At 64.8% G+C, this 11083-nt stretch carries 13 protein-coding genes; 3 read left to right on the forward strand and 10 right to left on the reverse strand.

The window, feature by feature from the left end:
- The 7 genes from ccmB to CG50_RS07965 form a co-directional block, all read right to left on the reverse strand.
- A partial coding sequence (gene ccmB, locus CG50_RS07935) for a heme exporter protein CcmB (RefSeq protein ID WP_036636904.1) occupies window positions 1-574 on the reverse strand: 574 nt, incomplete at its 3' end.
- On the reverse strand, window positions 571-1194 hold the full coding sequence (gene ccmA, locus CG50_RS07940; protein ID WP_036636906.1) for a heme ABC exporter ATP-binding protein CcmA: 624 nt from the start codon (window positions 1192-1194) through the stop codon (window positions 571-573). The genes ccmA and ccmB, both read right to left, overlap by 4 nt.
- A gap of 63 nt (window positions 1195-1257) precedes the next feature.
- Complete coding sequence (locus CG50_RS07945; protein WP_036636908.1) at window positions 1258-1620, reverse strand: Mth938-like domain-containing protein; 363 nt, start codon at window positions 1618-1620, stop codon at window positions 1258-1260.
- Window positions 1607-2602 (reverse strand): protein translocase subunit SecF, encoded by a 996-nt coding sequence (secF, locus tag CG50_RS07950; RefSeq protein WP_036636910.1) that lies wholly within the window; start codon window positions 2600-2602, stop codon window positions 1607-1609. Before secF ends, CG50_RS07945 begins: the two co-directional genes overlap by 14 nt.
- 12 nt (window positions 2603-2614) lie before the next feature.
- Complete coding sequence (gene secD / locus CG50_RS07955; protein ID WP_036636912.1) at window positions 2615-4279, reverse strand: protein translocase subunit SecD; 1665 nt, start codon at window positions 4277-4279, stop codon at window positions 2615-2617.
- A gap of 122 nt (window positions 4280-4401) precedes the next feature.
- Window positions 4402-4749 carry a preprotein translocase subunit YajC gene (yajC, locus tag CG50_RS07960; RefSeq protein WP_036636914.1) on the reverse strand — a complete coding sequence of 116 codons (348 nt, stop codon included), beginning with the start codon at window positions 4747-4749 and terminating at the stop codon, window positions 4402-4404.
- A gap of 143 nt (window positions 4750-4892) precedes the next feature.
- Window positions 4893-6056: a M20 aminoacylase family protein gene (locus CG50_RS07965; protein WP_036636916.1), complete on the reverse strand. Its 1164-nt coding sequence runs from the start codon at window positions 6054-6056 to the stop codon at window positions 4893-4895.
- A 158-nt stretch (window positions 6057-6214) separates the two neighbouring features.
- Here CG50_RS07965 and mazG point away from each other — a divergent pair, with 158 nt between their 5' ends.
- Entirely contained in the window at window positions 6215-6991 is a 777-nt protein-coding gene (gene mazG / locus CG50_RS07970; protein WP_394297134.1) for a nucleoside triphosphate pyrophosphohydrolase, read from the forward strand.
- A 146-nt stretch (window positions 6992-7137) separates the two neighbouring features.
- Entirely contained in the window at window positions 7138-7674 is a 537-nt protein-coding gene (locus tag CG50_RS16830) for a HEPN domain-containing protein (protein WP_152559468.1), read from the forward strand.
- Window positions 7675-7771: 97 nt separating this feature from the next.
- On the opposite strand, the gene CG50_RS07975 is transcribed toward CG50_RS16830, so the two are convergent.
- On the reverse strand, window positions 7772-8587 hold the full coding sequence (locus CG50_RS07975; protein ID WP_036636918.1) for a sulfite exporter TauE/SafE family protein: 816 nt from the start codon (window positions 8585-8587) through the stop codon (window positions 7772-7774).
- Between the two features lie 24 nt (window positions 8588-8611).
- Entirely contained in the window at window positions 8612-9616 is a 1005-nt protein-coding gene (gene dusA / locus CG50_RS07980; protein WP_036636920.1) for a tRNA dihydrouridine(20/20a) synthase DusA, read from the reverse strand.
- 60 nt (window positions 9617-9676) lie between these two features.
- Here dusA and CG50_RS07985 point away from each other — a divergent pair, with 60 nt between their 5' ends.
- Window positions 9677-10747, forward strand: coding sequence for a site-specific integrase (locus CG50_RS07985; protein WP_036636922.1), 1071 nt, complete (start codon window positions 9677-9679; stop codon window positions 10745-10747).
- A 136-nt stretch (window positions 10748-10883) separates the two neighbouring features.
- Here CG50_RS07985 and CG50_RS17040 read toward each other — a convergent pair.
- On the reverse strand, window positions 10884-11083 hold a 200-nt coding region (locus tag CG50_RS17040), incomplete at its 5' end, for a hypothetical protein (RefSeq protein WP_211248584.1).

Below are 11083 nucleotides of genomic sequence, written 5' to 3' on the forward strand. Positions count from 1 at the left end.
CCAACGCCGGTGTCGGGCCCTGCCCCTCGATGCCGCGCCGGGCGGCCTCGGTGCCGAAGATCAGCACCGGAACCGTCATCGGCAGCACCAGCACCGGCAGCAGCAGCCCCCCGCGTCCAAGCCCCGCCGTCAGCGCCGCTCCGAACGCGCCGATCAGCGACAGCGCCGGCGTGCCGAGCAGCAGCGTCAGCGCCACCCAGCCGCCGTCCGAGACCGTCAGCTGCATCAGCACCCCGAGCACGGGTGCCGCCAGCGCGAGCGGCGCCCCCGTCAGCAGCCAGTGGGCCGTGGCCCTGGTCAGAACGACACTCTCCAGAGGCACCGGCGCGCTGGCCAGAAGATCGAGCGTCCCGTCCGCGAAATCGCGCGCGAACATCCGCTCGAGCGACAGCAGACAGGCCAGCAGCGCCGCAATCCACAAGAGCCCCGGGCCAAGCGGGCGCAATACCTCCGCCCCGGATCCGATGCCCAGAGGTGCAATCGCCATCACCAGCGCGAAGAAGGCGAGAGCGAGGCCTCCGCCGCCACCCGCGCGCAGCGCAAGGCGCAGCTCGCGCAGCACAAGCGCCCTCATGCGGGTGCTCCGGCACCGGACCAGGGGTCCTGCGCTTCGGCCGCACGGAAAGCCGCGAGATCGAGGCAGCGGTCGACCGGAAAGCCGGGATCGGGATGCGTGCTCAGCAGCACCGCGCCGCCCGTGGCAAGGTGCCCGGCAATGGCGCGGGCGAGCATCTCTTGTGCCACCGGGTCGAGGGAAACGGTCGGCTCGTCCATCAGCCACAGCGGGCAGCCGGTCGCGATCAGCCGGGCGAGCGCCAGGCGGCGACGCTCGCCCGCAGACAGCCGGCTTGCCGGACAATCGGCCAGCGCCTGAAGCCCGTAAGCCTCGAGTGCGCTTCCGCCGCCCAGATGCGTCCCCCAGACCGCAGCCCAGAACCGAAGTGTCTCTGCCACGCTCAGCGCGCCCGAAATCCCATCGTCATGGCCCGCAAGCGCCGCGCCACGGGGCGCGTGGACCCGTCCCGCCATGGGCGGTTGCAACCCGGCCACGGTGCGCAGAAGCGACGTCTTGCCGATCCCGTTCGGCCCGCGCAAGGCGACCGCCTCGCCCGGATCGAGACGCAACGACAGCCCGCCGAGAATCGGGCGCGATCCGCGTGCGACAGTCAGGGCTTCGAGGATCAGAAGGGGCATGGGAATGGCCGGGTCATGGCCAAGGCTAACCGAAGCCGTTCGGGTGCGAAAGCCCCCCGGGGCTCAGGCCTCGGGCATCGGGATCAGAGCAGCGGCGACGCGCCGGCCGTCGGACAGCAGAACGTTGTAAGTGCGCGCGGCCGAGGGCGTGGTCATCGGCTCGCACAGGATACCGAGCGGATCGAGCGCGGCCGTCAGTCGTTTCGGCAGATAAGCCATCCCCGCCCCCATGCCGATGAGCAGCACATCGACGAGGCCGGCGAGTTCCGTCAGCGGCGCGAGATCGTCGAGCCCGTGCCAGGGCAAGGCGGTCTCGGCCCGGATCAGGAGCGGGCCGCGCCGCACCGCTCCGCCGACCCGGAAGAACCCCGGGCCGTAGGAATCGATGGCGAGCCTGCCGCCGAAATCGGGCTCACTTGTCTGCATCCGCCACCTCGACCTTGTCGCCGAACAGCTTGGCGGCCGGGTCGATCTTGCGGTCGCGGTTGCGGTTCACGCCGAGGAACAGCACGATGTTCTTGGCCACGAAGATCGACGAATAGGTGCCGATCAGCACACCCCAGACCATCGCGAAGACGAAGCCGCGGATCACGTCGCCGCCCAGAACCAGCAGCGGGATCAGTGCCAGAAGCGTCGTCACCGAGGTCACCACGGTGCGCGACAGCGTCTCGTTGACCGACAGGTTCATCACCTCGCGCAGCGGCATCGACTTGTACTTGACCAGGTTCTCGCGCAGCCGGTCGAACACGACGACCTTGTCGTTGACCGAATAGCCGAGCAGCGTCAGCAGCGCCGCGACGATGGTCAGATCGACCTTGAGCTGAAACACCACGAACAGCCCGATGGTCAGGAACAGGTCGTGGATCAGCGCGATGCCGGTGCCGACGCCGAACTGCCATTCGAAGCGCAGCCAGATATACAGCATGATGCCGACGAGCGTCGCCAGAATCGACCAGGCCGCGGTCCAGATCAGCTCTCCCGAGACCTTGGGCCCGACCGACTCGGTCGAGATCACCTTCACGTCCGGATCGACGGTGCGCAGCGCCTCGGTCACCCGGGCGATCGCGGCACCGTCCATCGCGGCATTGCTGTCGCCCTGGGCCTGGATGCGGACCGTGGCCACATGCTGATCGGGCCCGAAGGCGGGATCGAACACCTCGGAGATCACCACATCGCCCAGATGCAGCGTTTCGAGCGCGGAACGGTATTTGCCGATGTCGAGGGGCTGCGAGGTCTCGGTGCGGATGGTGGTGCCGCCGCGGAAGTCGATGCCGAAGTTCAGCCCCGGCCAGAACATCGCGAAGATCGACAGCACGGTCAGCAGGCTCGCGCCGCCAAGCGTCAGGATCTGATGCCGGAAGAAGTCGAAATTCGTGTGCACCGGCGCAAGTTTGAGACGGAATGCCATTGTCTGAACTCCTTACACCACGACCGTCTTCGGACGCTTGTAGGCGAACCACTGGGCGATCATCATCCGCACCAGCCAGATCGCGGTGAATACCGAGGCGAGGATACCGAAGATCAGCGTCACGGCGAAGCCGCGCACCGGACCTGCGCCCAGAACGAACAGGATCGTGCCGACCATCAGGTGAGTGACGTTGGCGTCGACGATGGCCGACATCGCCTTGTCGAAGCCGAGCTCGAAGGCGCGTGCCGGGGTTCGGCCGCGACGCAGCTCCTCTCGCATGCGCTCGAAGATCAGCACGTTGGCGTCGACCGCGGTGCCGATGGTCAGCACGATACCCGCGATGCCCGGCAGCGTCAGCGTGGCGCCGATGATCGACATGAAGGCCAGAACGAAGGCGATGTTGATGAACAGCGCGATCGAGGCGAAGGCACCGAAGAGGCCATAGGAGGCCACCATGAACACCACCACCGCGATGAAGCCGACGGCCGAGGCGATCATGCCCGCCCGGATCGAGTCGGCGCCGAGCTCCGGCCCGATGGTGCGCTCTTCGAGGAAGGTCATTCCGGCCGGCAGCGCGCCCGCGCGCAGCAAAAGCGCCAGGTCGGTCGACTGCTGCACGGTGAAGTTGCCGGTGATGATACCCGAGCCGCCCGCGATATGCGTCTGAATCGTCGGCGCCGAGATCACCTTGCCGTCGAGCACGATGGCGAAGGGCTCGCCGATATGGGCGGCAGTGTAATCGCCGAAGGCACGCGCGCCCGCGGGGTTGAACCGGAAGCCGACCGCGGGACGGCCGTTCTGGTCGGTCTCGGGACGGGCATCGGTCAGATCGTCGCCGGTGACGACCGGCACGGATTCGAGAACGTAGAACAGGCCCTTGCGCTCGGCATCGGGCAGAACTTCCTTGCCGGCGCCGGGGGTCTGATCGTCCGAGGTCGCGGTGCCGGTAACCTGGTTGAAGGTCAGCTTCGCGGTGGTGCCGATCAGCGCCTTCAGATCCTCGGCCGAGCCGATGCCGGGCACCTCGATCAGGATGCGGTCGGTGCCCTGGCGCACGATGGTGGGCTCGCGGGTGCCGGCGGCGTCGATGCGGCGGCGCACGATTTCCAGCGATTGCGCCATGGTGCGTTCATCGGCCGATTTGCGCTCGGCCTCGCTGAGCTGGACGGTGATGGTGTCGCCCTCGCCGGTCACGGCAAGGTCGGTCTGGCCGACGCCGGTCAGCGTCACCACCGGCTGGGCGAGGGTCTTGGCGACCTCGATCGCCTTCGGCAGCTGATCGGCATTGGCGATCTGAATCCTAAGCTGTCCATCAGGCGCCGGGACGCGGCGGATCGCGCCAAGGGTGCCGCGCTCGGCGGCGAGAGCATTGCGCAGCTCGGGCCAGAGCGACTCCATCCGCGTCTTGTAGACCTCGGACAGATGCACCTCGGCGAGCAGATGCGCGCCACCGCGCAGATCGAGGCCGAGGTTGACGATCCCCGAGGGCATCCACGACGGCCAGCCGGCCAGCCAGCCCTGTTCCTCGGCGGTCAGCGCGCCGTTCTTGACCAGCGCGGTCGCCGCGTCATTGTGCTGTTCGACGCGTTTGTAGAACATGTTCGGCGCCGCCAGTGCCAACCCCAGCAGGCACAGGCCGATGATGAGGATGCGTTTCCAGAGCGGGAATTGCAGCATGGCGGGTCGCCTTGTCTTGTTTCAGTCCGGGTGACGGGCCGCGGAATCGGGGCCCGGTGTCGGGGAAAAACCGGGCCGCGCCAATGCGTGGCACGCCCGGTTCCGCCCCGTTTCAGGCGCGATCAGTTCGCCGAAGCGGCCGGCTCGGTCTTCGAGACGACCTGCGAGATCGACGACTTCACGACACGGACCTTGACGCCCTGCGAGATTTCCACCTCGACCTCGTTCGAGCCGTCTTCCTTCACATGGGTCACCTTGCCGATGATGCCGCCCTGCGTCACCACCATGTCGCCGCGGCGGATCGCCTCGATCATCGCGCGGGTTTCCTTCATCTTCTTCTGCTGCGGACGGATCAGCAGGAAATACATGATCACGAAGATGAAGATCAGCGGCAGGAACTGCATCAGCGCCGAGCCGCCCGAAGCGCCGGCGGAACCTGCAGCCTGGGCGAAAGCGGGGGTAACGAACATGGGTCTGGTCCTCTGTCTAGGGGCCTTGGGACGGCACGACGCCGCCCGACGGGTTTCGGCGCGCACCCTAGCCGCGCCCCCGGTGAAGTGCAAGGCGGCCCCGGGAAGTGACCGCCGCCCTGCCAGCTCGGCCGCGGGGCCGCTCAGCCGATGGGGAGCGCGCGCTCGACCAGCCGGGCGAAGAAGCTCGCCCCGACCGGCAGAGCCTCGTCGTTGAAGTCGTAGCGCGGGTGATGCAGCCCCTCGCCCGGCCCGATGCCGAGGAACAGGAACGCCCCCGGCCGCGCCTCGAGCATGTAGGAGAAATCTTCCGCCCCCATGTCGCGCGGCGCGTTGTCGTCGACATGATCGGCCCCTGCGACCTCGCGCGCGACGTCGATGGCGAAGTGCGCCTTCTGCGGGTCGTTCACCGTGGGCGGATAGCCGCGCTGATAGCCGATCTGGGCCGCGACGCCGAAAGAGGCCGCCTGCCCCTCGATCACCGCGCGGATCCGGTCCTCGGCGAGGTCGCGGATGTAGGGATCGAAGCTGCGGATCGTGGCGCCGAACCAGCCGGTCTCGGGGATGATGTTGTTGGCGGTGCCGGCGTGGATTTCGGTCACCGAAACCACCAGCTCGTCGAGCGCGCCGGCATTGCGGCTGACGATGGTCTGCAGCGCCATCACCATCGCCGCCATCGCCGGGATCGGATCGACGCCAAGCTGCGGATTCGCGGCATGGGCCCCCTTGCCGGTCAGATGGACCTTCAGCGTGTCGACGGCGGCCATCACCGGGCCGGGCGCCGTGCGGATGAACCCGACCGGCAGGTTCGGCGCATTGTGCATCCCGTAGACTTCGCGGATGGCGAAGCGGTCCATGATGCCCTCGCGCACCATGACCTCGCCGCCGCCGCCCTCTTCCTCGGCGGGTTGGAAGATCAGCGCGACGGTGCCGGCGAAGTTGCGTGTCTCGGCCAGGTATTTCGCCGCGCCGAGCAGCGTCGCCATATGCCCGTCATGGCCGCAGGCGTGCATCCGGCCGGGGTTTTCCGAGGCCCAGTCCGCCCCGGTCATCTCGGTGATCGGCAGCGCATCCATGTCCGAGCGCAGCCCCACCACCGGCCCCGGCGCGCGGCCATGGATCAGCGCCACCATTCCCGATGTCGCGATGCCGCGGTGCAGCTCGTCGACGCCGAATTCGGTCAGCCGTTCCGCCACGAATTCCGAGGTCCGGGGAAGATTGAATTCCAGCTCCGGATGGCGGTGCAGCCAGCGCCGCCACCCGGTCATTTCGGGGGCAAAGGCAGCAATGCGATTGATCACGGGCATGGTGGACTCGGAGCTCTGTTGGGTCGTAACACCTCACTGTTGTCGCCGGGATCGCCGGCAAGGGCAAGATGACACGGACAAGACAGAGGGACAGCACCATGGCGGACGGCATCGAAGACGGGATCGAGCGCAACGACAGCCGCGACGCGGCCGAACAGATGCGCCGTCTGGCAGAGATCATGGCGCGGCTGCGCACGCCCGAGACCGGCTGCCCCTGGGATCTGGAGCAAAGCTTCGACACCATCGTGCCCTACACGATCGAGGAAGCCCATGAGGTCGCCGACGCGATCGCCCGCCGCGCCTGGGACGAGCTGCCGGCGGAACTCGGCGATCTGGCGTTTCAGGTGGTGTTCCATTCACGCATGGCCGAGGAACAGGGGCTGTTCGATCTGGCCGATGTGCTGAAGGCGGTGTGCGACAAGATGATCGCGCGTCACCCGCATGTCTTCGGCGCGGAAAGCAATGCGAAAAGCGCGGCGCAGCAGACCCTCGACTGGGAGAAGATCAAGGCGGCCGAGCGCGCCGGACGCAGCGAGCGCGGCACGCTCGACGGGGTGGCGATGGGGCTGCCGGCGCTGAGCCGCGCGCTGAAGCTGCAAAACCGGGCCGCGCGGGTGGGCTTCGACTGGGAGAGCGCGGATGACGTTCTCGACAAGCTGGTCGAGGAGGCGAAGGAGGTCGCCGAGGCGCGCGACAGTCTCGGCCCCGAGGAGCTGCAGGAGGAATACGGCGATCTCATGTTCGTGATGGTGAACCTCGGCCGGCATATGGGCCTCGACCCCGAGGCCTGCCTGCGCGCGGCGAACCGCAAGTTCACCAACCGCTTCGCCCATATCGAGCGCCGTCTCGCCGAAACCGGCCGCCGCCCGGCCGACAGCTCGCTCGAGGAGATGGACGCGCTGTGGAACGAGGCACGGGCGATGAAGATGAAGTGAGGGGAAATCATCCATAACGGATGGATGATTTATTGACGGTTCATCGAGCTATGACATCAGGATTATGATGTATGCGCATGATTCCCCGTAATGACGATTGCGTTACGGCTTGAGATGCGACTGGACATATATGAAAAAGGTAAAAAATGCCTGTCTCTTTTGCATTCGTTGATGAAATCATAAAAGTCCGGGAAGACTTGCATGGGGGAAAACCGGGCGCTCCGCAAAAAATGGCGGATGGAAGTTATGAAGGCCGCGCTCTCAATCGAGCCTGCGTGGTCATGTTGACCTCTGCGATGCAGGCCTATGTCGGGGAAGTTTTTCTTGAATGTTCGGAGAAAGCGTTCGGCAGGGTTCTTTCTGACACGGACCTAAAAGACTACCGGCAAACCTGGTCAAGGTGGGGAAACCCCAGCGATGCAAACATCATCGGACTCTTCCGCCGACTCGGAATTCAGGATGTCTTTGATGGGTTGTCTTGGCAGGGGCAATCTACTGAAACATTGAAGACGACATTGAACACGATGAATCAAGTCAGAAATAAAATTGCTCATGGACAGGATATTCAGGTCAATGGAAAACATTTTTCCTTAACTCTCAGTCAGGTCAGGAGATGGAGGCAGATTTGCAAAACGTTCAGCAAGAAATTTGGCGATCATGCGCTTGACAAAATAAAACGGTAAGCTCGCGTAGCTTATTGCCGTCTCGTATGCCCATCCAAAGCCAAAAGCCCCCGTCTCCGGGGGCCTTCATGCGTCTCGTAATTTCGCCGTCAGCCGTTCAGAACAGCGCCTTGCGCAGCATGTTCAGCGCAATCAGCATCAGGAACACCGCGAAGGCGATCTTCAGCTGACGGGCCGGCAGCCGGTGCGCCAGCGCCGCGCCCCAGGGGGCCGTGATGACGCTGACCGCGATCACCACCAGAAACGCCGGGATGTTCACCGCACCGAGCGTATAGGGCGGCGCATTCTCGACATGGGTCAGCAGGAAGCCCACGGTCGAGGGAATGGCGATCAGCACGCCAAAGCCCGAGGACGTCGCCACCGCGCGGTGGATCGGGATGTTGTGCAGCGTCTGCATCGGCGTGCCGATGGAGCCGCCGCCGATGCCCAGCAGCACCGACATGAACCCCATCAGCGGCGCGAACCAGGCCCGGAACAGCGCCGAGGGCGGATTGTCCGAGATCCGCCAGCTCGCCTTGCCGACGATCATATAGGCGGCGATCAACAGCAGCATGGTGCCGAAGATGATCTGCAGCGTGTGGGTGTGCAGATGCGACACCACCACCACGCCGGCGACGGCGCCGATGGCGATGGGCAGCGCCCATTGCTTCAGCATCACCCAGTCGACCGCGCCCTTCTTGTGATGCGCCATCACCGAGCGCGCCGAGGTCACGATGATCGTGGCGAGCGAGGTCGCGACGCAGACCTGCATCAGCCCCGCCGACTGATAGCCGAGCGCCGAGAACATGTAGAAAAACGCCGGCACCAGAACGATGCCGCCCCCTACCCCGAGCAACCCCGAGATGATGCCGGCAACACCGCCGACGAGGACCAGAAAGCCGAACAGCAGGCCTAGCGAGGCGATATCGGGCATGAGGGACTCCTTTTGTCGCTTGTCTTAGACAGCAATCGCGAGCTGCGCCAGCGCTTCATCGTAAAGTGAAAGCCCCGCCCCGGGCCGGTTCGCGCCTTCGGACAGCACCCGGCGCCAGCCGCGCGCCCCCGGCCGGCCGTGGAACAGGCCGAGCATGTGGCGCGTGATCTGATGCAGCCGCCCGCCCGCCTCCAGATGATGCGCAATGACCGGGCGCATCGCCTCGGCCACCTCGAACGGATCGCGCTCGGCGCCCTCGCCCCAGATCCGGGCGTCCGCCGCCCCCAGAACCGTCATCGGCTCGTGATAGGCCGCGCGCCCGATCATCACCCCGTCGAGCCCGGCCGCAAGCTGCGCCTCGGCCTCGTCGAGGGTGCGGATGCCGCCGTTGATCGACAGGCTGAGATCCGGGAATTCGCTCACCATCCGCTGCACCAGCGGATAATCGAGCGGCGGGATCTCGCGGTTGTCCTTCGGGCTCAGCCCCTGCAGCCAGGCCTTGCGGGCATGGATGGTCACGCGCCGCACGCCGGTGTCGCGCAGCATGGTCAGGAAAGCGGGAAGCACGGTTTCCGGCTCCTGATCGTCGACGCCGATGCGGCATTTCACCGTCACCTCGACCGGCGAGGCGGCGATCATCGCCGCGACCGAGCGCGCCACCAGATCCGGGTCCTTCATCAGCACCGCGCCGAAGCAGCCCGACTGCACCCGGTCCGACGGACAGCCGCAGTTCAGGTTGATCTCGTCATAGCCCCAATCGGCGGCGATGCGCACCGCCTCGCCGAGCTCCGCCGGATCCGAGCCGCCGATCTGCAGCGCCAGCGGATGCTCGGCCGCATCGTAATCCAAAAGCCGCGCCCGCGGACCGTGCACGATGGCGGCCGAGGTCACCATCTCGGTATACAGCAGCGCATTGCGCGAGATCACCCGGTGAAACTGCCGGCACAGGCTGTCGGTCCAATCCATCATCGGCGCGACAGACAGACGGGAGGCCGTTGAAATCTCTAGTTTATTATTATTTTCCGTCACTTAAAGGCACCTGCAGTTCGTCTCGTTTCCGCTCATTATGGACCAAATGGGGAGACCGTCATGGGCTCGATCACCACACGCAAGCGCAAGGATGGAAGTCACAGTTACAGGGCACGTGTACGAGTGATGCGCGAGGGAACCGTCTATCACGAGACAAAGACTTTTGACAGACGCCCAGCTGCGACCACCTGGATAAAGAAGCGCGAGAAGGAGCTAGCAAAGCCTGGTGCGTTGGAAGGGCTGAACGTATCCGACCCTCCGCTGTCCAAAGCGATCGAGCGCTACACTGAAGAGGCCGTAAAGGAAATCGGTCGCACGAAAGCACAGGTCCTCAGGACCATCGCGACCTACCCAATCGCCGATCTGCCCTGCTCCACCATCAAGTCGAAGGATATCATCGAGTTCCTTCAGTCACTGCCCGGGCAACCGCAAACCGTCGGGAACTACGCGAGCCACCTCGCCTCCATATTCGCCATAGCTCGACCGATGTGGGACTTCCGACTGGATGACCGAGAGATGAGAGACGCGATCACCGTCGCGCGCCGCATGGGGATCATCTCGCGTTCCGCGCAGCGGAACCGCAGACCCACCCTCGATGAACTCGACCGGCTGCTGGCTCATTTCATTGATCGGCGCCAGAGAACACCTCAGGCCATGCCCATGCACAAGGTGATCGTGTTCGCTCTCTTCTCGACGCGCCGACAGGCAGAGATCACCCGACTCACCTGGGATGATTTCCAGAAGGAACACAAACGCGTTCTGGTCCGTGACATGAAGCATCCCGGCGAGAAGCTCGGAAACGATACCTGGGTCGATCTGCCCGAGGAAGCCATTCGGATCATCGACAGCATGCCCGGGCATCAAGGTGAGATTTTCCCCTACTCACCGGACGCAATCACGGCCAACTTCACCCGCGCTTGCAAGCTGCTCGGGATCGAAGATCTGCACTTCCACGATCTGCGCCACGAAGGCATTTCGCGGCTGTTTGAAATGGGCTGGAACATTCCTCATATCGCAGCTGTCAGCGGACACAGGTCTTGGGTTAGCCTGAAACGCTATACGCACATCCGCGAAACCGGTGACAAATATGCAAACTGGCCGGGCTTGCAGCTCGCAATCGGCAACGCGTGATGCGTCAGTACGTCAATCTCATCGAAAGGACCCGCGCATCACTCAAGGTTTTGCCAGGTACAGGTATCAACTTTCATGGCCGCTGAATGCTGTGATAGAGGCAGGTTAGCGATATGCCGTCCATCCTATTGGCACCCTATTCATCCATGAACTTTCTCTGGTAGCGCTCCTCCGGCGAAACCCACTGATCGATGAATGATAGCGGATCGAGATCGCCCAGCATCGAACGCGCCAAACGCAGCCGGGATTCCAGATGCACGCGCCGCTCTCCGTCCACCATCTGCATACGCTTCTCGGCCTCGGATTTCTGAGCTCCTCCCCGGAAATCGGAGAGTG

Source organism: Paenirhodobacter enshiensis (genome assembly GCF_000740785.1).
Lineage (GTDB): Bacteria > Pseudomonadota > Alphaproteobacteria > Rhodobacterales > Rhodobacteraceae > Rhodobacter > Rhodobacter enshiensis.